At 34.1% G+C, this 26,350-nt stretch carries 25 protein-coding genes and 3 tRNA genes; 12 read left to right on the plus strand and 16 right to left on the minus strand.

Translation table 11 applies throughout. The annotated features are described in order from the left end of the window. The first annotated feature begins 83 nt into the window (after positions 1 to 83). The 3 genes from SUDEN_RS06100 to SUDEN_RS06110 are packed head-to-tail and all read left to right on the plus strand — an operon-like array spanning position 84 to position 1,729. Positions 84 to 506 (plus strand): chemotaxis protein CheX, encoded by a 423-nt coding sequence (locus SUDEN_RS06100; RefSeq protein WP_011372795.1) that lies wholly within the window; start codon positions 84 to 86, stop codon positions 504 to 506. Continuing rightward, positions 507 to 842 carry a flagellar motor switch protein FliN gene (gene fliN / locus SUDEN_RS06105; protein ID WP_011372796.1) on the plus strand — a complete coding sequence of 112 codons (336 nt, stop codon included), beginning with the start codon at positions 507 to 509 and terminating at the stop codon, positions 840 to 842. Continuing rightward, positions 842 to 1,729 carry a hypothetical protein gene (locus SUDEN_RS06110; RefSeq protein WP_011372797.1) on the plus strand — a complete coding sequence of 296 codons (888 nt, stop codon included), beginning with the start codon at positions 842 to 844 and terminating at the stop codon, positions 1,727 to 1,729. The genes fliN and SUDEN_RS06110 overlap by 1 nt, the downstream gene beginning before the upstream one ends. Here SUDEN_RS06110 and SUDEN_RS06115 read toward each other — a convergent pair. The 9 genes from SUDEN_RS06115 to gltB form a co-directional block, all read right to left on the minus strand. Continuing rightward, positions 1,726 to 2,862: a hypothetical protein gene (locus SUDEN_RS06115; RefSeq protein ID WP_011372798.1), complete on the minus strand. Its 1,137-nt coding sequence runs from the start codon at positions 2,860 to 2,862 to the stop codon at positions 1,726 to 1,728. The genes SUDEN_RS06110 and SUDEN_RS06115 overlap by 4 nt on opposite strands. Further along, positions 2,856 to 3,812: a tRNA dihydrouridine synthase DusB gene (gene dusB, locus SUDEN_RS06120; protein WP_011372799.1), complete on the minus strand. Its 957-nt coding sequence runs from the start codon at positions 3,810 to 3,812 to the stop codon at positions 2,856 to 2,858. Before dusB ends, SUDEN_RS06115 begins: the two co-directional genes overlap by 7 nt. A 6-nt stretch (positions 3,813 to 3,818) precedes the next feature. After that, positions 3,819 to 4,835, minus strand: a complete 1,017-nt coding sequence (locus SUDEN_RS06125) for a hypothetical protein (protein WP_011372800.1) — start codon at positions 4,833 to 4,835, stop codon at positions 3,819 to 3,821. A 9-nt stretch (positions 4,836 to 4,844) separates the two neighbouring features. Further along, the gene (dksA, locus tag SUDEN_RS06130; protein WP_011372801.1) at positions 4,845 to 5,195 is read right to left on the minus strand and encodes an RNA polymerase-binding protein DksA; all 351 of its coding nucleotides are present in this window, start codon (positions 5,193 to 5,195) and stop codon (positions 4,845 to 4,847) included. 16 nt (positions 5,196 to 5,211) lie between these two features. Beyond that, complete coding sequence (locus SUDEN_RS06135) at positions 5,212 to 5,670, minus strand: 23S rRNA (pseudouridine(1915)-N(3))-methyltransferase RlmH (RefSeq protein WP_011372802.1); 459 nt, start codon at positions 5,668 to 5,670, stop codon at positions 5,212 to 5,214. Then, on the minus strand, positions 5,670 to 6,230 hold the full coding sequence (locus SUDEN_RS06140; protein ID WP_011372803.1) for a thiamine phosphate synthase: 561 nt from the start codon (positions 6,228 to 6,230) through the stop codon (positions 5,670 to 5,672). Before SUDEN_RS06140 ends, SUDEN_RS06135 begins: the two co-directional genes overlap by 1 nt. Further along, entirely contained in the window at positions 6,230 to 7,075 is an 846-nt protein-coding gene (gene accD, locus SUDEN_RS06145) for an acetyl-CoA carboxylase, carboxyltransferase subunit beta (RefSeq protein ID WP_011372804.1), read from the minus strand. Before accD ends, SUDEN_RS06140 begins: the two co-directional genes overlap by 1 nt. 145 nt (positions 7,076 to 7,220) lie before the next feature. After that, positions 7,221 to 8,606, minus strand: coding sequence for a glutamate synthase subunit beta (locus tag SUDEN_RS06150; RefSeq protein WP_011372805.1), 1,386 nt, complete (start codon positions 8,604 to 8,606; stop codon positions 7,221 to 7,223). Between the two features lie 2 nt (positions 8,607 to 8,608). Beyond that, complete coding sequence (gene gltB, locus SUDEN_RS06155) at positions 8,609 to 13,048, minus strand: glutamate synthase large subunit (RefSeq protein ID WP_011372806.1); 4,440 nt, start codon at positions 13,046 to 13,048, stop codon at positions 8,609 to 8,611. A 177-nt stretch (positions 13,049 to 13,225) separates the two neighbouring features. Between gltB and recO the strand changes: the two genes are divergently transcribed. Beyond that, positions 13,226 to 13,846 (plus strand): recombination protein RecO, encoded by a 621-nt coding sequence (gene recO, locus SUDEN_RS06160; RefSeq protein ID WP_011372807.1) that lies wholly within the window; start codon positions 13,226 to 13,228, stop codon positions 13,844 to 13,846. 59 nt (positions 13,847 to 13,905) lie between these two features. After that, the gene (locus SUDEN_RS11575; RefSeq protein ID WP_011372808.1) at positions 13,906 to 15,498 is read left to right on the plus strand and encodes a methyl-accepting chemotaxis protein; all 1,593 of its coding nucleotides are present in this window, start codon (positions 13,906 to 13,908) and stop codon (positions 15,496 to 15,498) included. A 5-nt stretch (positions 15,499 to 15,503) separates the two neighbouring features. On the opposite strand, the gene SUDEN_RS06170 is transcribed toward SUDEN_RS11575, so the two are convergent. From SUDEN_RS06170 to SUDEN_RS06190, 5 genes are all read right to left on the minus strand, one after another. Then, complete coding sequence (locus tag SUDEN_RS06170; protein ID WP_011372809.1) at positions 15,504 to 16,058, minus strand: class I SAM-dependent methyltransferase; 555 nt, start codon at positions 16,056 to 16,058, stop codon at positions 15,504 to 15,506. A gap of 10 nt (positions 16,059 to 16,068) precedes the next feature. Beyond that, positions 16,069 to 17,217 carry a carboxynorspermidine decarboxylase gene (gene nspC, locus SUDEN_RS06175; protein ID WP_011372810.1) on the minus strand — a complete coding sequence of 383 codons (1,149 nt, stop codon included), beginning with the start codon at positions 17,215 to 17,217 and terminating at the stop codon, positions 16,069 to 16,071. A gap of 3 nt (positions 17,218 to 17,220) precedes the next feature. Next, positions 17,221 to 18,405, minus strand: coding sequence for a saccharopine dehydrogenase family protein (locus SUDEN_RS06180; RefSeq protein WP_011372811.1), 1,185 nt, complete (start codon positions 18,403 to 18,405; stop codon positions 17,221 to 17,223). Between the two features lie 103 nt (positions 18,406 to 18,508). Further along, positions 18,509 to 20,314, minus strand: coding sequence for an MFS transporter (locus SUDEN_RS06185; RefSeq protein ID WP_011372812.1), 1,806 nt, complete (start codon positions 20,312 to 20,314; stop codon positions 18,509 to 18,511). A 13-nt stretch (positions 20,315 to 20,327) separates the two neighbouring features. After that, entirely contained in the window at positions 20,328 to 21,047 is a 720-nt protein-coding gene (locus tag SUDEN_RS06190; protein ID WP_011372813.1) for a DUF695 domain-containing protein, read from the minus strand. A 163-nt stretch (positions 21,048 to 21,210) separates the two neighbouring features. Here SUDEN_RS06190 and SUDEN_RS06195 point away from each other — a divergent pair, with 163 nt between their 5' ends. From SUDEN_RS06195 to SUDEN_RS06210, 4 genes are all read left to right on the plus strand, one after another. After that, the gene (locus SUDEN_RS06195; protein WP_011372814.1) at positions 21,211 to 22,443 is read left to right on the plus strand and encodes a hypothetical protein; all 1,233 of its coding nucleotides are present in this window, start codon (positions 21,211 to 21,213) and stop codon (positions 22,441 to 22,443) included. Positions 22,444 to 22,533: 90 nt separating this feature from the next. Continuing rightward, positions 22,534 to 23,034, plus strand: coding sequence for an FMN-binding protein (locus SUDEN_RS06200; protein WP_011372815.1), 501 nt, complete (start codon positions 22,534 to 22,536; stop codon positions 23,032 to 23,034). Continuing rightward, entirely contained in the window at positions 23,034 to 23,507 is a 474-nt protein-coding gene (locus SUDEN_RS06205) for a hypothetical protein (protein WP_041672261.1), read from the plus strand. Before SUDEN_RS06200 ends, SUDEN_RS06205 begins: the two co-directional genes overlap by 1 nt. Next, positions 23,491 to 23,931 carry a hypothetical protein gene (locus tag SUDEN_RS06210; RefSeq protein ID WP_011372817.1) on the plus strand — a complete coding sequence of 147 codons (441 nt, stop codon included), beginning with the start codon at positions 23,491 to 23,493 and terminating at the stop codon, positions 23,929 to 23,931. The genes SUDEN_RS06205 and SUDEN_RS06210 overlap by 17 nt, the downstream gene beginning before the upstream one ends. Here the strand turns inward: SUDEN_RS06210 and SUDEN_RS06215 are convergent. Then, complete coding sequence (locus tag SUDEN_RS06215) at positions 23,911 to 24,822, minus strand: FAD:protein FMN transferase (RefSeq protein ID WP_011372818.1); 912 nt, start codon at positions 24,820 to 24,822, stop codon at positions 23,911 to 23,913. The genes SUDEN_RS06210 and SUDEN_RS06215 overlap by 21 nt on opposite strands. A gap of 42 nt (positions 24,823 to 24,864) precedes the next feature. After that, positions 24,865 to 25,893, minus strand: coding sequence for a bifunctional 3,4-dihydroxy-2-butanone 4-phosphate synthase/GTP cyclohydrolase II (locus tag SUDEN_RS06220; protein WP_011372819.1), 1,029 nt, complete (start codon positions 25,891 to 25,893; stop codon positions 24,865 to 24,867). Positions 25,894 to 26,049: 156 nt separating this feature from the next. On the opposite strand from SUDEN_RS06220, the gene SUDEN_RS06225 reads away from it, so the two are divergent. From SUDEN_RS06225 to SUDEN_RS06235, 3 genes are all read left to right on the plus strand, one after another. Further along, positions 26,050 to 26,126: transfer RNA gene (locus SUDEN_RS06225), tRNA-Met, on the plus strand. Positions 26,127 to 26,144: 18 nt separating this feature from the next. Then, a tRNA-Gln gene (locus SUDEN_RS06230) sits at positions 26,145 to 26,219 on the plus strand. A gap of 23 nt (positions 26,220 to 26,242) precedes the next feature. After that, positions 26,243 to 26,319: transfer RNA gene (locus SUDEN_RS06235), tRNA-Met, on the plus strand. The last annotated feature ends 31 nt before the right edge of the window (positions 26,320 to 26,350 follow it).

Genomic DNA, 26,350 nt, shown 5'->3' on the forward strand with positions numbered 1-26,350 from the left:
TATCTCAACACGCTCAACATAAGGCAGTTTAATTTTACTTTGAGATTCAATCAAGTATAATCATCCCTCTTAAGGGGTATAAAATGTTAAATATAATTCTAGAAGCTTCCCAAAATTTTTGTATCCATCAAATTAGAGAACCACATGTTGTGCTTGACTATACAAATAAAATGAGAACAGTTATTGCTTATGTCGATATAACTATGATTAGCGGGAAAAAGCATAGAGTTTATGTTGGCGCAACACTAGATTTTGCTCAAAGAGTCACAACTACTCTTCTAGAAGAGGACGATAGTGATGAAGAGACTTTGATTGATATGGTGCTAGAACTGACAAATCTAATCGTTGGTAGCGCTAAAGTTATTGCGCAAAATATGCCTGAGTGCTCCTATACAATGGCGACTCCTTGTTTTGAAAAAATTGATACTTTTGACATAAAGCACAATGAAGCAAAAACTATAAAAGTAGGAAATGATGAGATGATTATTGCCATCAAGGAAATTTAATTGAAAAAAAGAAGACATACCTATGGAGCAAAAGAGGAGATTTTTGATTCAGAAAGTGAACTTTCATGGATGGATTACTCTGGTCTTTTAGATATGGAAGTTGAATTCATATCTGATTTAGGTGAAACTGAATTAAGCGTAGGTGAAATATTGCAACTCAAAAAAGGTTCTATAATTGACCTTAAAAAACCAGCTGGAGAGAGCGTTGAAACATACGTAAATGGACGTATTTTAGGTAGAGGAGAAGTTATGGTATATGAAAAAAACCTTGCAATCCGTATCAATGAAGTCTTAGACTCAAGTGCTGTTTTATACCACCTCTCAAAAGAGAAATAATGATTAAATTTTTACTTCTTCTATCACTCCCTTTTTTACTTAGTGCTTCAAAAATATTGAGCTATAACATTTATGACAGAACAGACAGAGTAGATGTTATGATTACTTTTGATACTCCTTACAGTGGTGTCATAAAACAGAACAACAGCAACTCTATAATCACTATAAAACTTGAAGGTTCTTCAATAGAATCATCTAAAATTAAACAACTCTCCTCAAAATATATACGCTCCATCTCTATAACACCAATGAATGAGTACACTCAGATAGTTGCAGAAGTTCCTCCATCAGTAACGCTCCAAGCGTCAAAAACATCTGATTCTTATGGACTTAGACTTCGTTTTACAGCACCTGAAGCTTTAACACAAAACGGTGCTGAACAAAAAGAGATTTCAAAAGATGAGTTTGCGTCTCTTCCAACAAAAAAAGGTGATGACTTATCACAAAGCTATTATATAGTTTTTATAATTCTTGTTGTTGGTATAGCTGTTTTATTTTATATTAAAAAAAGAGTCTCTCTTCCACAAACAAAACAGAAGCAATCACCTTGGCTTTTTCAGCAAAACAGTACTGAAGAGGATAAAAAAGAGGTAACAGTACCAGCAGACTCAGCTAATGTTTCCATTAGGTTTCAAAAAGCATTAAATAGCAGTAACAGTGTAATAATGCTTGATTTTGCAGATCAGAGCTATCTTGTATTGATGGGAAAGAGCAATATACTTTTAGATAAATTTACAGAAAATAAACCATCTTCACAGAGTGAGTTTGAACATATTCTACAAAACAGACATAAAGAGCTTGATAATTTTTTAAACAGTGATGACGACTATAAAGAGTCGTTGAGAATATACAAAGAGAAAGCAGCTTCAATCTCATATGAGGTTTAATCTTCTAGCTGCACCTTAGTATTTAGAAGATTTTTAATTGTAGATAGATTTTCAACACTCAGTTTATATTTCTCATCCATCATCTTGCTTACATGATAAACCTCTGTTATAGTTATACCGTATGGATCTTTTTTCTCTCTAATTACTTTAGAACACTCATCATAAGAGTAGAGATATAAAACTTTGCGAGTCTGCTGTATGTAGTACGTTAGTGTAATCTCATCAGAGTGTTTTTTCTCGATTGCAACAACAACGCTTTGGTTATCTTTAAAACTCTTATCAAGCCCCAACTCATCTCTAAGGAGTGCAGCTTCAATGTAGCCTATATAAAATTTATTATATAAGTCATGATATCTCTGTACTTTTGGACTCATTAAAAAATTCATATCAATAATATATTTCTTATGACTTCTAATCGTCTTTGTAATCCATGAGATTGTATTGTAATATCTAAATGGAAATAGTTTTAACGAGTGAGCCTCAACCATCTTTGGTGATTTAATTCTCTTTTTTGGTTGGAGTCTTTTGCTATCAGTATCTACAATATAGTCAAGCACACTCTTGGCAGAGAACTCATTTGTTAGCCAAACATTACAGTACGATGGCAACTGTCTAACTCCCGAGGCACCATCATTTAAAATAATTAGTGATTTAATCTCATAGTCTGGAAATATAGTCTCTAAGAGTGCTTTTTTCTTTCTAAGTCTTTTTCTAAGTTTTAAGACTGATTTTACAAGTGTCATCTCTACAAAGTATAATTCTCTGTTTTTTGTTATAAACATAGCATCAAATTCGCTAATTTCTCTGCTTTTTGTTCTATAAACAATCTGCTGTTTCTCACTTATTGAGAGGGTATTTGCATGAGATTTTATTTTATCTTGATGAAAACCTTTTAAGATAAATTTTTCTATCTCATCATTTTGTGCAGCATACATAAGAAGCTTTTCATAAATAAAATTCTCAAAAACTTCACCCTCAAAAGAGCGATATGAGCTTAGATAATGTTGATCATCTTGAGCTATTCCGCGTCTTATTAAAGAGAGCAAATACTTTACATTATAGTCATAGTGAAGTAGATTATCTCCTATATCACTCTCATCTAATGTTTTAATTGATTTGCTGATTTTTAACAAACTGTCTCACTATTTTTCAAAAAATTTTCTATCAACTCTCTACACTTATCAGGGTCAGAAATATGGTTAATCCCATCTCGAAGAGCTGAAGCACCACGATAACCCTTTGAGTAAGTGTGCATATGCTTTCTAAACATAATAACACCATGAGCACCATGAAATTCAATCATCTTATCATAATGTTCTAATATTATGGCATGTTTGATATTCTCATCAATATCTTTAGTGCCATATTTCAACTGATGAAAAATCCACGGAGCACCAACTGCACCCCTGCCTATCATTACACCATCAGCGCCTGTGTGCTCTAAAACCCACTCTGCTTTCTCATAAGAGTCTATATCTCCATTAGCAATTACTGGAATATTAATTGCCTCTTTTATCTCTCTTATTGCATCATAATCAACTGGCGCTTTAAATTTTCCAGCGCGCGTTCTTCCATGAACAGCTATAAAATCAGCACCACTATCTTCAACCATTTTTGCTATATCGACATGATTCTTTTTCTCAAATCCAAGTCTTATTTTAACGCTTGTGAGGTTTTTATTTGAAGTATTTTTAATTGTTCTTATAATCTCGCCCATAAGAGGTAGGTTTAAAAGCAGAGAGCTTCCGCTTCCATGTCCTACAATTTTAGGAACAGGGCATCCACAGTTTAAATCGATAATATCTATTCCATCTTGCTCATTTAGTATCTCAACAGCTCTTCTAATAACATTAACCTCTGCTCCAGCAATTTGAACAGAGTAAGGGTCTTCATTAGGGCTTTTTTCTATCATGCCTAAGGTTTTTGAAGAGCCGTGAACAAGAGCATTGGAGCTAAGCATCTCACTAACTGTGAGATCTGCTCCAAACTTTTTAACTACACTTCTAAAAGGTAAATCTGTATAACCAGCAAGCGGCGCTAAAACATAGACTGGTTTATCAAAAGTGAGTTTTTTTAAAGTCATTTAATGTTAAATAAAAAGATTAATATCAAAGTGCTTACCACACTCTCTTAGTGAGCTATATGCTTTAAATTGTCTATAATCATCAGCTTGAGAAGCATCTAGCACCTCTTTTGCAAGAGTTAACATCTCCAAATCAAAAAGAGTAAATAGATATGCTTCCATTGTTGGTTCACTATCATTGCTTAGGGTTTCAAATAGTTTCATTCTCTGCTCAGGCAACATAGATTTTGATAATTTCTTAGATGCCTCTATGTACTCTTTTGATGAAAATTTCAACTCTTTAAAAAGAGTTATTAGAGATTCATTAGACGCAACCAAAGTGTTTGAATCAGCATTAATTCTTGATAGAATTTCAAAAAGGGCCTCTTTTGTAAGTGCTTGTTTATACTTTTCAATAGCATTAAATGGTGCTTTTTTTACAAAATCAATATAAACTTCTTTTTGTAAAGAGATATCGTATTTGTTTGGTGAATTTAATATATCTTCTGCACTTAAGGCACCTTTTTTATATCTATTTCTATCATTTTGAATAACAAGTGCATTTGAAGATGAAAGTGAATACTTTCTCAAATCAACAACTTCACCATTTCTAATTCCATTAATTATTGCAAGAACATCATTTATCTTTTTATTTTCAACATCAGCAGTAAATCCTGCGATTGGAAAAATTGTTGCATTATCAACCAAAGAGCCCAATAGCTTATACTTTTTTGTTTTAAATAGGTGTGAACGATTCTCTTTTGCTAAATATGCATCAACAATAGAATCAACCATTTTTTCATAATCTTTTTCATATTTGCGAAGCTTTAGCATTCCCATAAATGAGTAAAAAAGCATATGAAGCATACTTGCAATATATAAAAGAATCATTGGTAAAACTACCAATAATGCAATAGACAAAGGCGGTAACACTATTGAAAAAAGTTCAATACTCATACTATCTTGTGTTACAAATGCGTAAACATACCACCCAACTACTACTATTAATATAAATGCTGCTATCGAATATTTTTTAAGATGCATAACCACTCCCTATCTAGATTTTTCTACTATTTCTCTACAATCAATGCAGTATATCGCATGAGGCTTAACTTTAAGTCTTTGAAAACCAATAGGGTCTTCACACATCTCGCAGATTCCATAATCACCTGTTGCAATTTTTCCAAGCGTAACGTTTATCTCTCTTAATTCTTGTTCTTGTTGATGAACTATTGCGCTCTCAATCATTGAGCTATTGTCCACAGATGCATGGTCGCCCTCATCTTTTAACTCTAGAGAGCTTAATTGGCTTAGCTCTTCATTAACGCCTCTAATATTTTTTATTATCTGTTCTTTTCTGCTCTCAAGAATCTCTTTAAAATATTTTAACTCGCTCTCTTGCACATCTCTTCCTTGTTAGTTATTTATGATATGGATGGTTACTTAAAATTGAAAATCCTCTATAAATCTGCTCTAGTAAAACAACTTTTGCAATTTTATGACTCATAGTAATATTCCCTAAACTTATAATAGAATCACCCTTCTTCAAGAACTCATCTTCAAAGCCATAAGCACCGCCTATGAAAAATTTAACCGCAATTTTACCATCTAATAGCTTACTAAATTCATAACTATCAATTAATTTTCCATCAGGGTGTAATATTACGTTAAAACTCTTAACTACATGTGGCGCAAAAAGTTTTGAATAAGCCTCTCTTGAGGCTTCTGGGGAGATGGTGTGTGCTTTTGTTACATCTTTATTAAATAATTCTATATCTTCTATTTTTGCAAAGCGAGAAATCATCTTTGATAGCTCTTTACAAAGAGGATCGTAGATAGATCTCTCTTTTTTTGCAATTGATAGAATTTCTATATTCACTAAAGCAATCCACTCCCAACTACATGATACGTTACATGTGAGAATTTATCACTCTCTTTTACACCGCCAATTGCGGCTACATAATGTTTTGAGAGTGATGCAAGAGAGTCTAGTTTTTCACCAAGAACTGTTGTTACATTATTTTTTGTATCTGTATTTCTATATGCACCCAAACCAATGTAGTTTAAATCCATCTGATTAGCTTCTAAAATCTCTTTTTCATTATGAGTTGAAATGCCTAAAATCTTATCTTTTTTAATAACTTCTCTGATAATTTTTACTGCAGCAAAGATATCTTTATCTATTGCCATTAAATCCTCTTGCCCAACATGAACTCCATCACAAAACTCTATAAGTTCATAAGCATCATTGACGATTAAAAAGCCATCATACATTTTTCTGATTTTAATAAGTTGCTGTTTTATAAATGCAATGTCTGCATTTTTATTTCGATATTGGATAATTTCTGCATTTTTCTCTTTTGCAGTAGAGATAAAATCTTCAAGAGAGAGACCTTTTTTATCTAAAAGGTCTTGATCGCAAAGAGCATAAAGTCGCATTACGCAACTTTAAAGAGTGTTAACATGTCTGAGAGTGTTTTTTTAAGGTCATTTCTATTTACAATCATATCAATAGAACCTTTTTCAAGCAGAAATTCTGCACGTTGAAAACCATCTGGAAGAGCCGAACCAATTGTCTGTTCTATAACTCTTTGTCCAGCGAAACCAACTAATGCACCTGGCTCTGCTATGATAATATCCCCCAATGTGGCAAAAGAGGCACTAACACCTCCCATTGTAGGATCTGTTAATACTGAGATATAAAGAAGTTTGTGTTGTGCCAATTTTGCTAAAGCTGCTGAAGTTTTACTCATCTGAAGCAGTGAGAAAGTGCTCTCTTGCATTCTAGCTCCACCACTTGCGCTAAGTATAATCAACCCTTGTCTCTTCTCAATAGCGCGGTTAACCGCACGAACTATTTTCTCTCCCTCAACAGAGCCAAGCGAGCCACCCATAAATGCGAAGTCAAATATAACCATTTGAGCACTTACACCATTCATTTTACACTCACCGCTTACCACAGATGAATTTTTGCCAGTTTTTGAATAAGCCTCTTCAAGTCTTTTTTTATATGATATTTTATCTGTAAAATTGAGTGGATCAATAGGCTTTAAGTTATCATCATACTCTACAAAAGTACCCTCATCTGCTAAGAGCTCTATTCTCTCTTTTACACCTATTCTGATGTGATAACCACATTTTGGACATACATGCTTTTGATTCTCTACCTCTTTGTAGTACATAAGAGATTGACATGATTTACACTTTACCCAATGCGCTGGCGCCTCACTTTTAACAGGTTGGTTTTTATCTGTGTTTCTAGAAAAAAAGCTAAGTAAATTCAAAAAAAATCCTTCAATATATAATGGCGGAAATTATATCAAAATAATACTTGTTTTCCATAAAATTTAAAAAATGGAATGCTTCTATTTGTTACAAATATGAGCAATTTTTTCTACATCTACTAATATTAGATGTAGAAAAGTAACACTATTTAAGAATCACTTTTAGCATACTTCTTGCGGCTTCACGACCATCATATGCTGCACTTACAACCAAATCAGCACCCCTATAACAGTCGCCACCTGCATATATTCCAGCTGTGCTTGTCTCATGAGTCTCTTCATTAATAATTATTCCGCCCCATTTGTTTGTCTCTATTCCGTTTTCTGCTAAAAATGATGGAACTTCTGGATCAAAACCTAGAGACATAATGAAAACATCAGCATTTACTCTAAACTCACTTCCTCTTATCTCTTCTATTTTTTGACGTCCGTTTTCATCTTTTACTCCTAAAGTTGTTTTTATCATCTCTATGGCTATTGCATTGCCTTTATCGTTTAATATAATCTCTTTTGGAGAGGTAAAAAATGAAAAATCAACACCCTCTTCCATCGCATTTTTATACTCTTTTTGACTTCCTGGCATGTTGTGTGCATCACGACGGTATAGACATATTACGCTCTTTGCGCCTTCTCTCTTTGCAGTTCTTAAACAATCCATTGCTGTATCTCCGCCACCAACTACAACTACATTTTTATCTTTAAAATCAAATTTTTTATCATAACTGAGTTTAAATATTTTTCTCTGAATTGCAGTTAGATAATCCATGGCCTTATAAACATTTGGTGCTTTTTCACCATTAATAGATGCTTTCTTTGCTTTTGTGGCACCCACTCCTATAAACATCGCATCATGTTTATCTGCTATCTCTTCAAAAGTAATATCACGTCCTACTTCACACTCTAAAATAAGCTCCATACCAGCTTCTTTAAGATATTTTATTCGACGTTCTACTATCTTTTTGTCGAGTTTAAAGTTTGGAATTCCGTATGTTAAAAGCCCACCTGCTCTATCACTTCTCTCATACATTGTAACAGCTACTCCAGAGCGCAGAAGGTATGTTGCACATGAAAGCCCTGCTGGACCGCTTCCTATAATTGCAACTTTTTTATCGGTTGTAATTCCAGGAAAATCTGGTTTATATCCAGCTCTAAATCCCTCTTCAGTGATAAATGTCTCAACGGAGCCAATAGTTATGGCTCCATGTCCGTCATTTAGCGTACAATCTCCTTCGCAAAGCCTATCATGAGGACAAACTCTTCCCATTACTTCAGGAAAAGGAGAAGGTTCATTTGAGAGTTTAAATGCGAACTCCAAATCTTTCTCACTTACAGCCTTAAGCCACTGTGGGACATAGTTATGCAAAGGGCATTTATTTAAACAAAATGGGTCTCCACACTGGATACATCTCTCACTTTGAGTTGCTGCTTCGCTCTTATCGAAAACTTCGTAAATTTCACCAAAATCTTTTGTTCTCTCAACAACCAACCTTTTTTTAGCTTCAACTCTATCAATTGTTAAATATTCTCTCATGATTAATCTCCTATCTCTAAATTCATTGGTAATTTAGTTAAGTTTTTAGGTTTTACAAGCCAAAAATTTCTCACTTCAACTCTAAAATTATCTAGTAGTTTTTGTGCTTTTTTACTCTGCGTCTCTGTAAGATAATCTTTTAACAGTTGCTTGAGATAGTGTCTTGCTTCATCTCCATCATCAGTATCTATTCGTATTGGCTCAACTAACTCACGATTTACACTCTCTATAAAAGTGTGCTCAAAGTCATATACAAAGCTTATTCCGCCAGTCATTCCAGCACCAAAGTTGATTCCAGTGCGCCCTAAAATCACAACAACACCGCCAGTCATATACTCGCATGCGTTATCGCCAGTTCCCTCAACAATTGCAAGTGCGCCAGAGTTACGAACAGCGAATCGCTCTCCTACACTTCCAGAGATATAAAGTTTTCCACCAGTTGCACCATAAAGACAGGTATTGCCTCCAGCAGCAAACTCTTCGCCTTCATTAATTGACTTGATAATAATTTTACCGCCATGCATGCCTTTCCCTATATAATCATTTGCAATACCACTTAAATATATTGAAATTCCTGGGACTAAAAATGCCCCAAGTGCCTGACCTGATATTCCGCTAAGATTTATTCTAATAGTATCACTTGCTAAGCCTTTGTCTCCATAATATTCTGCTATCTCTCCACTAAGAAGTGCTCCAAAACTTCTGTTTACATTTGTAATCTCTCTTGTTATTCGAACCCTGTTCTTTGGATGTTTGATAGAGTTCATAGCCTCTTTTAAAACATCTTTTTCAAAATTATTATCATCAAATGTAGGATTGGAGTTTTGTGTTGAATGATTTACACCATCTTCTTGATGAAGAAGTGAACTAAAATCAAACTTTTTAGCAAACTCATCTTCTACAACTTTTAAAATATCGCTTCTTCCTATCATCTCTTGCATAGTTTTAAATCCAAGTTGCGCCATGATAGAGCGAATATCTTCAGCTAAAAGTGTAAAATAGTTTACAAGTTGATGAACATGCCCTTTAAAAAATTCTTGACGAAGCATCTCATTTTGTGTCGCAATACCAACGCTACATTTATTTACATGACAAATTCTAAGCATTTTACAGCCAACAATTGTTAAAACTCCTGTACCAAATGCGTAACTCTCAGCTCCAAAGAGTGCGGCTTTTATTACATCAAGACCTGTTTTTAGTCCACCGTCTGCTTGAAGTTCTACTAAACCTCTTAAATTGTTTGCTTTTAGCGCATTGTGTGCTTCACTAAGTCCCAACTCCCACGGATTTCCTGCAAATTTTATAGAAGTAAGCGGAGCTGCTCCAGTTCCGCCATCGCCTCCAGAGATAATTATCTTATCAGCATAAGCTTTTGCAACACCTGCTGCAATTGTTCCAACTCCAATAGCTGAAACCAATTTTACAGCTACTTTAGCCTTTGGATTTACCTGTTTTACATCAAATATAAGTTGTGCCAAATCCTCAATAGAGTAGATGTCATGATGAGGAGGTGGAGAGATTAGTGTAACCCCAGGAACTGTATGGCGCAGTTTTCCAATAAGAGGCGATACTTTATGACCTGGGAGTTGACCGCCTTCACCTGGCTTTGCACCTTGTGCGACTTTAATCTGAATCTCCTCTGCACTTCTTAAATATGCAGCAGTTACACCAAATCGTCCACTTGCAACTTGCTTAATCTTTGAGTTTCTATTGGTTCCGAAACGCTCAGAATCCTCTCCGCCCTCTCCTGAATTTGATTGTGCACCTATTTGATTCATCGCCATAGCAATTGTCTCATGTGCTTCTGGAGAGATTGATCCCAAACTCATAGCAGCTGAAGAAAATCTCTTAAATATCTCCTCTTTTGGCTCAACTTCTGAAATATCAATAGAGCTCCTATCTGATTTTATATCAAAGAAATCTCTGATAAATTTCAAACCTCTACTATTTACAATATCTCTTAACTTATCGTAATCTTTTTTTAAACCGCTATTAGCTGTTGCGTGGATAGCATGAATTACGGCTGGAGCAAAATCATGATGCTCAGCTCCATTATAAAATTTATAATATCCCCCAATATTTAGAGGAAAAATTCTATTAAACCCGCCATCTTCAAAAGCATCTCTATGATACTTAGAGAGTCTCTCGTCTATCTCCTTGTAGCACAATCCATTAAGCGCTGAGGAAGAAGTTTCAAAACACTCATTTACTATGTCGCGGCTTAATCCCATAATGTCAAAAAGACCTGAATTTCTATATGAAGCGACAGTTGAAATCCCCATTTTTGACATTATTTTTAAGATACCCGCATTTAAAGATACATGTACAGACTTTAACGCTGTATTACAATCTACTTTAATAGCATTAGAGCTTTTAGCATGTGCAATTGCACTCTCAGCTAAGAGTTTTGGATGGATGGCATTTGCACCATATCCTAAAAGTACAGCTGCGCTATGAGAATCATAAACCTCACTGGTAACAGCAACCATTGATGCTAAATGGCGAACTTTAGACTTTAACAAGGCTGTATTTAAACGACCAATCACCATAGCCATAGGTATAATTTTTTTCTCTTTACTAAATTCATAATCATCTAGTATAATTATTCTTGTTCCCTCATTTTTAACAGAAGAGACAACCCTCTCAACAAGAGCATCAAGTGATTTTTTAAGCTCTGACTCATAAGCTGTTGAGAATGTTTTATTACGATAAAAATCTTGATAACTTGGTGATTTTTTATCTCCAAATGATTTCAATATCACTAACTTCTCACTTGTAATAATGGGAGAGATAGATTTAAGACGATGCGCATGAAATGGAGCTTCATCTAGAATATTGTGAACTTCTCCAAAGCCTGTATTTAAACTCATTACAACTTTTTCTCTGATTGGATCAATTGGAGGATTTGTAACTTGTGCAAACTTTTGCTTAAAAAAGTCACTAAAAGCTCTTTGTTTGTTGGAAAATGCAGCAAGTGGAGTGTCATCACCCATAGAGCCCACAGCCTCTTTACCCTCTATCATCATAGGCTCTATAACTTGCTCTATCACCTCATGAGTGATGTTAAAATATCTCTGTCTAGCGACAAGCTCCTCTTTTGTATATTCTGGCTCTGACATGTACTGATCTACAACATGCTCTTGAAGATAAATCATATGCTCATTTAGCCACTTCATATATGGATTTGAACTCTTTAAATAATCATTAATCTCGCTATTTTTAAATATTTTTCCAAACTTTAAATCAAGTCCTATCATCTCTCCAGATTGCAGACGACCTCTCTCTTTGATGTTATCTTGCGCAATATCTACTACTCCATACTCGCTTGCAATTAAGAGTGTGTCATCTTTTGTAATTATATACTTTGCTGGACGAAGACCGTTCCTATCTAAAACACATCCTACATATCTTCCATCCGTTACAGAAAATGCTGCTGGACCATCCCATGCTTCAAAAACAGTAGAGTGATACTCATAAAATGCACGAAGCTCAGGATCCATATGTGGAGCATTTTGCCAAGCTGCTGGAATAACTGCACGAACAGCTTTGAAAAAATCCATACCATTTATAAGCAAAAATTCAAAAAAGTTGTCTGCTGAAGCACTATCAGATGATTTTGGTTGCAAAATTGGCAATATTCTTTGTATCTCTTCATCTGTAAAAACTTCACTCTTTATAGATTCTGATTTTATCTCAACATTGAAGCGATTTCCCTCAACCGAATTTATTTCACCATTGTGTGCAACTGCACGAAAAGGTTGTGCTAGTTTCCACTCTGGAAGCGTATTTGTTGAAAATCTTTGATGAAATAGTGAAAAAGAGATTTTAAAACTCTCATCTTGCAAATCTTTATAAAACTCTTTTATATGCGTAGGCATAACAAGCCCTTTATACGAGAGAACCCTTGAACTCATGGAAGATATATAAAAATTTTTATCCTCCTCTAATTTATGCTCACTCTCTTTACGAGACAGATACAGCAGTGCTTCAAATCTATTTGTAGCCATTATTGAGTTTGGAATTATATAGAGTTGAACTATATTTGGTAGTGATGAGAGAGCTTGTTCACCTAAGGCATTAATGTTTATTGGAACATCTCGTCTTAAGATAACTTTTAAGTCATTCTTCGCACAAATCTCTTCTACAACCAAGAGATTTTTAATATCTTTTGTAAAAATAGAAGCTATCGCAAACTGTGTTGGCAGCTCAATACCACTCTTAGAGGCTTCATTACGAAGAAACTCCTCAGGTAAAGAGAGAAGTAGTCCACTTCCATCACCAGTTTTTCCATCAGCTGCTACGGCACCACGGTGCATCATTCTCTCTAATGCAGTTATAGCATCATCTAAAACTTTATGTGATGCTATATTTTTAATATTTGCTACAAGGCCAAATCCGCAATTATCCTTAAACGACCTTAACAAATCCTTATATTCAACCATATTAACTCCTAAATCTTGCTTTTTTATAATTTTATTTAAAAATTTAACCTCTTTTTAAAGAAACTTGTTCTATTTAGAGGCGAGTGGTGCATTATATATTTTAAAGGTTTAAGAAAATATAATAGCAATATGATTTTTAAATAAAAAAATAAATATGTGTATAAAAGAAGCAAAAAGATGCAGGGATTTATATTAGCACTAAATAAAGTTAAAGATGAAGACCTTATTGTAACAATTTTATCGAGAGAAAACTTAGATACTCTTTATAGGTTTTATGGTGCAAGACATGGCGTGATAAATTTAGGTTTTAAAATAGACTATGAAAAAGAGCCCTCTTCTAAAACAACTATTCATAGATTAAAAGATGTTATTCATATAGGCTATAAGTGGATAAATGATTATAAACTACTAAAACTGTGGCAAGAGTTTTGTGCTCTTTTTTATAAGCATCTAAAAGATGCCGAACAACTTGACTCTTTTTACTTTGATCTTCTTGAGAGTGCTTCAAAAAACTGGAATAGACAAAACCCAAAAAGGGTTGCAATAGAGTCTTATGTAAAACTTCTTGAGCATGAGGGCAGACTGCATAAAGAGTTTGAGTGTTTTTTATGCTCTGAACATATTTATGAAGATGAAATTTCTCTGCTTCGTGCATACTTGCCAGCGCATAAAAGTTGTGCTAATTCTCATTCTATAAAGAAAAGTGCAGCTACTGAGCTTTTTGAAAATCACTATACTCTTTTTCTAGACGATGATGATATTGATAAACTTTGGTATATACTTTTAGAAGGTCTTTAAAGCTATATGAAACATTGTTATGATAGACTATTTTTATAATTTATTTATGGAGTTGTTATATGTTATCTACTATTAAATCTCGTATAATTATTACGATATTGCTCTTTGGAACACTCGCAGTTGGTTTGATGTATTTTTATATATCTTATACCTTTAATGATTTTTCAAACAAAACTGCAAATAAGTCCCTTGATATGCTTAGTCAATCAATCTTTCAGACTGTTACGCAAAGTATGTTGGCAGGTGATCCTAAAGTTGTTCAAAATACTGTGCAAGAGGCAAAAAAGATTCATGGTATTGAAGCGCTTGATGTTTCAAAATCAAAACTGACCCTTGAGCTTTATGCAAGAGAGAATGAGACTTTTACAAACGATGCAATGATTAGAGAAGTGCTTGAGAGTAAAAAAGCAAAAATAATTGAAAAAACAGAGAGTTCTCACCACACAATAGAGCTACTAAAACCAATGGTAGCAGAGCAAAACTGCATTGCGTGTCATGCAAACGCAAAAGAGGGGGATGCTCTTGGTGTTATGAGTCTTACTGTATCACTTGATGCAAATGATACAGAAATAAGAGATACAAAAAATATTTTACTTATAACACTTAGCACTGTATTTATCATCTTTATATTAATTATAAATACTTTTTTCAAAAAAGAGGTAATTGCCCCAATAGATGAGTTGAGAAAAAGAATCAGAGCGCTTGTTGATGGAGACAAAGATTTAACAAGACGCATTGAAGTTTTACGTAAAAATGAGTTTGCAGCTTCTGCTTATGCAGTAAATGATTTTGTAACAACTGTTCAAGATACTGTAAATGAAGTAAAAAGCTTAGGTCGTGAAAATGTCTCTATTGCCGATAAAATTACAAAATCTTCATCTTCTATATTTCAAACTATTCAAGAAGAGAGCGCTATAGTTTTAGAGACAACTCACAAAAGCAAATCTATAAAAGATATTTTAGACAACTCTATCTTAATAGCAAAAGAGACCCAAGAAAAAGTTTTACAAGCAGATAGAAATCTAGAATCTTCAAAAGAGGCACTAAGTGAGTTAGTACATGAAGTAGATACGTTTATAGAGATAGAAAATGATTTATCATTAAAACTCCTTGGCTTAAAACATGATGCTGATCAAGTTAAGAGTGTTTTACTTGTTATAAAAGATATAGCAGAGCAGACAAATCTTCTTGCACTTAATGCTGCGATAGAGGCTGCTCGTGCTGGTGAACATGGAAGAGGCTTTGCTGTTGTTGCTGATGAAGTACGTAAACTAGCAGAGAGAACCCAGAGGTCTCTTGTAGAAATCGAGATGAGTGTAAGTACAATTGTACAGTCAATAAACGACGTAAGTGATAAGATGCATGAAAATGCTAAAGGTATGGAAAAACTTACAAATATATCTCATAATGTTGAGGATAAAATTAACGACACCTCTTATGAGATGAAAAATTCAGTTGCAGTAGCTAGACGATCTGTTGAAGATTCTCAAATGATGGTAAAACATACAGATGAGATAATTTTCCAAATCAATGAGATAAATAATCACTCATCCCTAAATAAACAGAGAGTCACAAGTATAACAGATGAATCTAAGCGTCTGCTAGAAGTAGCAAACTCTCTTGAGTCAAGAATAAACGAGTTTAAAAGCTAAAAAGTCTAAGACTTTTTAGCTACAAGTGAAGCTACTTTTATTCTCTCACCTTTTAAATTAACATCTATTTTCTCTTCATAATAGATAACTTCAAGCCCAATAAACGAGTGCAAAAGCTCATTTTTTCTAAGAAGGTAGTCAAGATTTGTTGTTGGCATATTGAAGTCTCCATGCGCCACAATAAATGTTTCAAATATTAACACTCCACCGCTCTTTAGTGCATCTTTCATCTGAGAGACAAGGCGACGATTTAGATAGTTTACATTTACAATCAAATCATATCTGTTTGGAGTTAGGTTGTATTTATCCAAATCAGCGTCTATTTTTTTAATCATAGAACTATTTTTTACAGACCCTAGTGCATAATCAGATATATCAACAGCATCAACCATAAAACCTTTTTCTGCTAAGTAGTGAGTATTTCTACCTGTTCCACAAGCCACATCTATAGCTTGTCCAATTTTTACATGTTCTATATATCGCTCAAGTAGTGGAGAAACAGCCTGCGGCATAGGATTCTCCAAATATCGCTCATTCCATCTTTGCTTATCTTCTTGCATATAATCCCCTTTAAGATAATCTATTTCTATAATCTTGATATCCAAACTCTTTTATAACATCAAGAGTTTTATCCTCTCTTAGTATAACCAATGAGGGTAACTTTATACCGTTGAATGTAGTGTTTTTTACAAAAGTGTAATGAATTTGATCTTCAAATATAACTTTATCGCCTACATATAGAGGTTTATCAAAAGAGTAATCACCCATGATGTCTCCCGCTAAACAAGTATTTCCACCAAAACGGTATGTGTGCTTTTTCTCTCCAGCCTCGCCGCTTCTTCTAACCATAGCTCGATATGGCATTGCTAAAGTATCTGGCATATGAGCTTCAGCTGAAGTATCTAAAATGGCTATATCTATGCCGTTGTGAACAATATCCAAAACACTACTTACAAGTACACCTGTTTGCCAACCAACTGCTTCCCCAGGTTCCAAATAGACTTCAACGTCATATTTTGTTATAAACTCTTTTATTATTTTTATAAGCTTATCAACATCATAACCTTTTTTTGTTATGTGGTGTCCACCGCCAAAATTTATATATTTCATATTTTTAAAGTACTTGGAAAATTTCTCTTCAAAAGCTACTAAAACATCCTCTAAGGCATCAACATCTTGCTCACAAAGTGCGTGAAAATTCAGTCCATCTATATGTTCTAAAACTCTCTCATCAAAATTTGCTAAAGTTGTTCCAAGCCTGCTGTAAAGCCCGCAAGGATTGTAAATGTCTTTTGGAGAAGATGACTGTTCTGGATTTATTCTAAGTGATAGATTAACATGTGGATTTATCTTTTTTACTCTATCGCAATATTTAAAGAGTTGAGTTGGTGAGTTAAAAACTATGTGATTAGATATGCGTGCAATCTCATCAATGTCTTCATCTTTAAAAGCTGGCGAGTAGGTATGAACTTCAAGATTTTTATCCTCTTTTGCAAACTCTTCTCTAGCCAAAAGTGCTTCATGAAGTCCACTACATGTACAACCTCTTAAGTACTGCTTTACAAGCGGAAATGTACTCCACATGGCAAAACCTTTTAGAGCTAAAATTATCTTAGCTCCACTCTGCTTTTGCACATAATCTAATATCTCAAGATTTGCACGAAGAAGTGACTCATCACACATGTAGTATGGTGTAGAAATGCTCTCTTGAGTATTCATCTACTATACCTCTAACTCTTTTATCTGCCAAGGAAGACCTTGTGTGTTCATCTCCTCCATAAACGGATCTGGATTCATCTGTTCCATATTAAAGACTCCAACTCCATTCCAGATACCTTTTAGCATAAGTTTTGCACCTATCATGGCTGGAACACCTGTTGTGTATGAAACTCCTTGAGAGTTAGTCTCAGCAAAGCACTCTTCATGCTCTTTTACTTGATAGATATAGATTTTTCTTTTTTTGCCATCTTTAATGCCCTCTGCAACAATGCCGATATTTGTTTTACCTTTTGTGCGAGGACCAAGTGACGCAGGGTCAGGCAGAAGTGTTTTTAAAAATTCTATCGGGGTTATCATCATACCCTTATGCTCAACAGGTTCAATTCCAAGCATCCCTACATTTTGTAAAACTTCCATATGTTTTATGTAACTCTGTCCAAATGTCATAAAAAATCTAATTCTTTTTAGACCTTTTATGTGTTTTACAAGTGATTCCATCTCTTCATGGTAGAGCAGATAACTATCTTTTGGGCCGACTTCAGGATAGTCCCAAACTTGCATAATTTCAAGCGGTGCAGTCTCTATCCATTTTCCATTTTCCCAATATCTGCCGTTTGCACTAACTTCACGAAGATTTATCTCAGGGTTGAAATTTGTTGCAAAAGCGTAACCGTGATCCCCTGCATTACAATCCAAAATATCTATAGTATGAATCTCATCAAAGTAGTGTTTCTGAGCATAAGCACAAAATACGTTTGTAGCCCCTGGGTCAAAACCACTTCCCAAAAGTCCCATAATTCCAGCTTCTTTAAACTTCTCATCTCTTGCCCATTGAAGTTTATACTCAAACTTAGCCTCATCTGGATGCTCATAGTTTGCAGTATCAAGATATGGTGTTTTTGTTGCGATACAAGCATCCATAATAGTTAAATCTTGGTATGGAAGAGCAACATTTATAACTATGCTCGGCTTACATGAGTTTATAAGTTTTATTACCTCTTCTGTGGAGTCAGCATTAACAGAAGCCACCTCAATATCTGCATTTGGCAGTTCATCTTTTATATCTTGACACTTTTTAAGTGTTCTACTTGCCAAAACTATTTTTCCAAAAACATCCGCGTTTTGTACACATTTATATACAACAACGCGACTTACTCCGCCTGCGCCTATTATTAATGTTGTTCTCAAATCTACATCCTTTTTTACTAATATCACGCCAATCAAAACGAGTTTTGATTGACTACGCTAGCCGCTATGGCACTAAAGCTTGACGCATAAAGCGTCAGATTAATTAACATTTTAAATTTACTACCATCTCTCTAAGCTCTTCTGGGGTTATCGTCCCAGTTATTGGCTCTCCAAAATAGAGAGTTATCTCTCTTTTTTTCAAAAAACATCTTCTTGCATCGCCTTTATGTCTTGCAAAAAGACTGCCAAAAACTCCATCGATATAAAAAGGAACTATTACACTTCCACTTCTATCGATAAACTCATAACCTCTATAAAATTTTGATACATCAGAACTTCTAGATATTTCACCCTCTGGAAATATGGCTACTATTTTACCATTTTTTAATTTCATTGAGGTTTCAACAAACGAATTTTTTGACGCTCTTTGCGATACAGGAATAAGTTCTGCCAACTTAAATGCCCAGTTTAAAAGTTTATGCTTATAGATATCTTTGTCTATAATGTAGCTAATACGTCTCTCAAGCGGAAGCTGTAATATAAACCAGTCAATCCAACTTACATGATTGCCTATAAGCATAATAGCTCCACTAGGCTCAACATTTTCAAGTCCGACATAGTTAAACTTATATCTAATCCTAAAAAGAAGTTCAAAAAATGCCCAAAAACTCATAACAAAGTATCTTTTAAATAGTTTAATACTTAGATAAACTCCAGTTATCATCATCAGATAAAAAAGAGATGTTGCATCTACTCCAAAATAGGCGAAAATTGTTGTTAACATCAAAAAAGCAAACATAAAAAGAGTCTGTATAAAATTATTTCCTGCCAAAATTGTACCTAAATGTATGTTTGGAGATAAGAGTTGTATTTTTGCGTTTAGCGGAACTATCAAGACTCCACTGAAGAGTCCAAAAAATATAAACTCTAAGGATAAAAGAGTTATGGATGAAGTATGTGGAATAAAAAATAGCACCACAGCTATACCAAAAGCGCTAAGAGCCGATAAGCCCATATTTACATAATACTTTGATAAATTTGCTGCAATTACTGAGCCAAAAACTATACCCAAAACAGCCAGTGCCATAACACCTTGAACTGTTATGGCATTTGTAATACCGAGCTTACCCTTTGCATACTCTCCAAAAATTGCTAAAACAACTTGAGAAATAGACCAAAAAAGACTAAGCGCTATGATTGCATCAAAAATCTCTTTTTTTCTCATTATCATAATCATATTTTTCTTGAGATATTCGCCTCTAATATATCTCTTAAAGACAAACTCTCTCTTAGTCGCTTCTATCATCTTATTTGGCAGTTTTGAAGCCAAAATATACTCAACAACCGAGCCAAGAACTAAAAGCCATCCAAGCGGTGCAATTACATGTAAAATATCTTCTTTGGTAGAAAAATTATCCCCTAAGAGCATCTCAAATAAAACGGTATAAAAAATGATTCCAAGCAAAATTGCGGCGGTGGTTGTGGCTTGAATGGCACCATTTCCAGCACTTATATATTTAACGCCAACTAGTTCTTTTATATAGCCATATTTTGCTGGTCCATAGATTGCGCTTTGAAGTGCAAGTAAAAATGTCAGAGCAAAAGCTGTAAAAAACCAACCTTGATAATATGAGTATGTAATTAAAAGTGTTATAAATACAGCTAGAAGCGCTGAGTACTTCATGATGATATTTTTTGCAAATCTATCTGCTAAAAATCCAGAGGGAGAAAAGGCAAGGATAAATGGAAGCAGAATAAGAGCGTTTACAACTGCGGTAAATATTATCTGCTCTGATCCTTCATAAGTTTTAAAAACAGTATTTTGGATGATTATTTTATGCCCTAAATCCGTAAAAGCATTTAAAAAAACCACAAAAAGATAGTTTATAATACCTACTATTTTAAACATATTTTTTTACTCTTTAGCTATCTTGGTTAGCTAATGTAGTACTCCAGCCCTCATAATACCCATGCTCTTTTTTGATTAACTCATAAAGCTCTTCAACAACGTTTTTTACTTCATCGTTTTGTATAGTATGCTCTTTTACAAGTGCCACTCCATGGTCAAACTCTTCACTGCTAACATCATCTTTAAACTCAAATCCGCAAAGAAGAGCATTTGCAACAAACCTCTCTTTTTGAGTAGCTGTATCAAAAGAGGCGTAATGCTCTACATCCCTTTTAACGTCAAGTTTATCACCCTCTTCTTGAAGTAAAAAGATTATCTTATCACTCTCAATATGGCAAAATTCTAATTCACTTGGGAAAAGATTATGCTGATAAAAATCCCATTTTGCATCTTTTACAACACTGCTTTCATATTTGTACCCGCTCTCTTTGAGCATTTTTGAAATGATTGTCTCTAATTTTTTTGCATCTTTTGCATAAAAATAGAACTCATTCCAATCATCTTTTACTCTAGAACCTGCATATACCGCTCTGTTTTCGTGTTCTAGCGCAACGATAAGAGACTCTTTAGTCTCAAAAAAAACTTCAAAACTATCAAAGTTTTCACTAATATTTCCAAACTTTACAAAGATACTGCAAAGCCAAGGATATAACTCTTTTTGAGACTCTATCTCTACATCAGCTTCTATCGCTACTAAAATTCCATCTTCAACTCTATTAAAAAATTCTCTCATATTTCTCTTTGGTTTTATTTTTATTTAATTATAGCCAAGATTAAAAAATAAAGATTAATTTTATCGATAATGATTATCGTTTTAATGTAAGATTAAGATTTTTTTATTACAATTCTCAAAATTAATTATGATATGAATTATCGTAATCATCAAAGGAATTAACATGAGATTTTTTACAAACAAAACACAGCTTAGTTTGGCAGCAGCCCTGATATTATCCTCTACACTTTCTGCAGATACCGCTTCAGATATTTTGGAGTTAAAACAAGAAATAGCGGATCTTCGTGAGCAGACTAAGATTCTAACAAACGAAACTAGCAACCTTCAAACAGGGTTTAACTACACAACGGTTGATACTGAGGCTTCACATAGTGGATTGGGCGCGGCAGCATCAAAAGTCTATTATTCAAAATCTCCACTTAGTATTGGTGGTTACGGAGAAATGTATTATTCCCATACTAATTCAGATAGTGGTAATTCTTCAAAGGTAGATGTTTACAGATTTGTTCCATATATAGGTTACAAGTTTTCTGATAACATTATTTTAAATGCAGAGCTTGAGTTTGAGCATGGTGGTGTTGAAAACAACAATGGTACTTCGGAGGGAGGAGAAGTAATTGTTGAATTTATGTATCTTGATTTTCTATTAAATAAAAATGCAAATATACGAGTTGGAAATATGCTTATGCCAATGGGTCTTATAAATGAAAGACATGAACCAACACTTTTCAACACCGTACAAAGACCATTAACTGCAAAATATTTGATTCCATCAACATGGAATGAGAGCGGCATTATGCTCTATGGAGATATTACTGAAGATTTTAAATACAAAATTGCTGGAATAACTTCACTTGATTCATCAATAGACAATGATAAAAACTGGCTTAGAGATGCAAGAGGTGGCTCTCTAACAAACAATAATCCTGAACTAGGAGTAGTCGCAAGAATTGACTATACAGGTGTAAATGGATTATTGGTAGGTGCCTCTGCTTATGCAGATTCTGATATTAATATTTTTGATGTTCATGCGGATTATAGTGTTGGGGCGTTTAGAAGTTATGGTACATACTCCATAGCAAATCGTTCAGAGGCTTTGGAACTTGCAGGTATTCTTTCTCAAAAAAAAGCTAAGGGTGGCTTTTTAAATTTAAGTTATGACATGTTTTCATTTATATCATCAGAAGATAAACTTCCAGTTTTTATACAGTACGAGAGCGTAAATCCAGCATATGAGTTAACAGACGGCAGCTCATTAGATGCAATTAAAACTACAACATTTGGTATAAACTATTTTCCTCATTCTCAGGTTGTTCTAAAAGCTGATTATGCAATGCAGAGTCAGGGAAGCGTTGATTCAGATACTTTTAGTCTTTCTATGGGCTTTATATTTTAAAATATTTTATTTTGCGCTGTTATTGACACAGCGCATTGACAAAAAAAAAATTATTTTATACAATCAAAGAAAATTAGGGACGACATCATCATGAAGCATATTTCACTTTTTTTTCTCATATTTTTGGCACTTCCTTTAAGTGCCAAACTACTTATACTTCCAGCAGAAGCTATGCAGAAAAATTATGGACCCGAAGCAACAATTAGTGAAGAAAATTTATTGCTTACAAACGCTCAAGCACAAAAAATACAACAAGAATCAAAAACAAAATTATCTACCAACATTGTTAAAGTATTTAAAGCTACAAAAAATAGTACTACTCTAGGCTATGGGATTCTTATAAATGAAAAAGTACGCTCTAAAAATGCTGTCGTTTTATATGTTATTTCCGACGAATCAACTTTAAAAAGTATTGAGATTGTAGCTTTTAATGAGCCTATGGAGTATTTACCATCAAAAAAGTGGGTTTTACAGCTTAGTAGCACAGGCGATGTGCCAAATACTACAGGGGCAACCATGAGTGCAAAAAACATAATAGACGGTTCCAAAAAAGCTCTCGCTATCTATAAAGAAATGCTTAAAGGCAAATAGTGAAATTTACTGTTATAAAAAATATCCAAAAAAATAGTCCTATGAGCCTTATTTTACGAGGCTTCCTTCTTTTTATACTTATTTATCTTATCTCTGATATTTTTGTTTTAAAGTCAAGTTTTGGGATTAGCTTTGATGGAGTAAACTCAACACTCTTTGGGAATGAAGAGTTATATATAGACGCTATAAATGAAGCCTCATTTTTAGAGTTTTGGCACACTCAAATTTTCTTTATCATGATGATTTTACTAACTCTTAGCTCGATTTTTATAAGAGTTGCAAACAGAAGCAGAGCCATTTTAACAAATGCACTAATGCTCAGTGCTATCGCTTCACTCATCTCACTTCCTCTTGCTTTTTATCTATCAAACTTTTTTACAAATATATATGTCATAACATATTTTTTCTGGCACGCTATTGCTTTATATATGATTTTATATGCTCTGTGGAAACTAAATGCAACAAGCGTATAAACTCTCAATTTTTTACTATTTACTATTTTCTTTACTTCTAATTTTTAGTGCTGTGATGCTCTTTGAGCACAAAATCGGATTTAGCTATAACTCTGTTTTGGAGTACTATATCGGAAATGAAGAGAAGTTTATTCCAGCTCAGAGTGCTGCTGGAATCTTAAAGATTGTTTTGCCACATATCTTTGTATTTGGACTCTTGACAATGGTTCTTTTACACTTTTTAGTATTTACAAACCTAAAGAGCAGAAGAGTTTTTTTAATACTGATTTATGCTACTTTTGCCACTGCTTTTTTAGAGATTTTTGCACCATTTATGATTATTAGCGGATGGTGGTTTTTTGCATATATAAAACTACTCTTTTTTTTCCTTTTTTTAGCTCTAACACTCTTTATTTTATGGCTTTTATTTAGAAAAATTAGATAGATTTTTTACGTATGAAGCTATATTTTTACTTATTACTATCTCTTTATCACTCTGCACAATGATATAAGCGACATCAAGAGTATCTAAAAACTCATACGCTTTATTTGTTGGCATAACAGAGGCAGCCGTTGCATAAGCATCTAAAGAAGCGCTAGAGAGAGAACTTATAAGCGTTATAGAGGCAAAAAGCATTTGTGGTTTTTTCGCTTTTGGATCAATTAGATGATTATTCTCTTTTGATAAAATATATCTATTGTAGTTTCCACTCGTTGAGATACCCATATCACTTTTAAGTGTCTCAAATGAGAGTAGTCTAGACTCTTCATCAAAGGGGTTTTGAACCTCTATCTTACATGTAGATAAACATCTTATATCTCCACTTGCAGAGATTATCGCATCATCTACTTGCATTTTCTTTAAATAGTCTGCTACTTTTTGGACACCAAAACCTTTTCCCATACCACCCAAATCTACTTTCATCCCATCTTCTATAAACGCCTCTTTTTCATTAAACTTAAGAGCATTAAAATCAATTTTAGCACTCTTTAACTCCGAAGCACTTGCAACCCTTTCATCCTCGCCAAATCTATACAAATCTTTTGTAATTGAGCCAACTGTTATATCAAAATAGCCATAACTTACTTTATAGTAATATTTACATAAAGATAGCGCCTCGTATAAATAAGCATCTAAAGATACATGTAGATTTTTATTTAATAGAAAAACTTTTGCGTCTTTGTTATATGAAGAGAGAGACATATCTACACTTTTCATAATTTCAAAACCATCTTCAATGTATTTTTCGTTTTTTTTATCGGTTTTTATTGTTATGAAAGTGGACATTATAACTTGTGTACGAGAAGTTGTTTTGGCTTCTAGGAGCCAAAACATAGATAAGAGTAAAAAAAGAAGTTTCAAGGTCTAAAAAATGTGCTAAATATCTATAATTTCATTTATCTCTAAAGCAAATCCACTAAGCCCTACAAATTCAGTATGGCTAGAAGATGAGAGAAGATTCATCTTTGAGATACCAAAAGACTTAAGTATCTGAGCCCCTATTCCAAACTCTTTCATCGCAGCGTTATCGTTGTGTGTTGGCTTATTTATAAAGATAAGAACTCCACTGTTTTGTTTTAGATACTCTATGGAAGAGATAAGGTTGTGGTATTTTTTTTGATTTAGTAAAAGTTCTATATCTGGTATAACATTATGAACTCTTACATTTGCTACTGATGTAATTTTATGAAAAACAATCGCAGTGTGTTCTATCTTATCGTGATCTAAAAAAGTGTGTTTTTTAACTTTCGTATCAAAAAATTCTATCTCCTCAACACTAGCTTCACTTACAAGCCTCTCATTAGCAAGACGATACTCAACTATATCAGAGATAAAAACTGTTTTAAGGTTATGTTTCTCTCCAAATATATCAAGATCATCACGACGAGCCATAGTGCCATCTTCTTTTATTATCTCGCATATAACAGCTGACTCACTAAGCCCAGCTAAACGACACAAATCAACAGAGCCTTCAGTATGTCCAGTTCTAACAAGCGTTCCACCGTCTTTTGCTATAAGAGGAAATATATGCCCAGGTTTTACAAGCTCATCTGCATGACTTATAGGATTTGCCAAAATCTTAATAGTATCGTCTCTCTCTCCAGCAGATATACCAGTGAGCGCATTTTTTGCATCAACAGAGACCGTAAATGCTGTCTCATAAGAAGATGTGTTTGAGCTTACCATCGGGTTTAATGCAAGTCTTGTTGCAATAGATCTGTTTATCGCAACACAAATAAGTCCTCTTGCATGTGTAGCCATAAAGTTTACATGCACAGGAGTAGAAAATGCTGAAGCATAAACTAAATCGCCCTCATTTTCTCTATCTTCATCATCTATCATGATAACCATTCGCCCTCGTTTTATCTCTTCAATAGCCTCTAATACTCTTTGTGTAGGTGTCATATATACTTCTTTGTTTTAATTGCGCAGATTATATATAAATGTTGATTAAATTTAGTTCAAACCACTTTTTATAATTTAACAATGGTTTACTTGACAAAGATAGCTTATTTGCCTATAATTCCACTCCAACAAACGAATTAAATTTGTTTGTAATGACGCGGAATAGAGCAGTTCGGTAGCTCGTCGGGCTCATAACCCGAAGGTCACAGGTTCAAATCCTGTTTCCGCAACCAATTTTCTACTTTAAATGATGGGGATTCGCCAAGTGGTAAGGCCTCGGCTTTTGGTGCCGATATTCATAGGTTCGAATCCTATATCCCCATCCACAAACCCCCTATTTTAGGTATGTCGCGGAATAGAGCAGCACGGTAGCTCGACGGGCTCATAACCCGTAGGTCATAGGTTCAAATCCTATTTCCGCAACCAAAAACCCCATAAACTCGGACTTTTCAGCCTC

The organism is Sulfurimonas denitrificans DSM 1251 (assembly GCF_000012965.1).
Taxonomy (GTDB): Bacteria; Campylobacterota; Campylobacteria; order Campylobacterales; family Sulfurimonadaceae; genus Sulfurimonas; species Sulfurimonas denitrificans.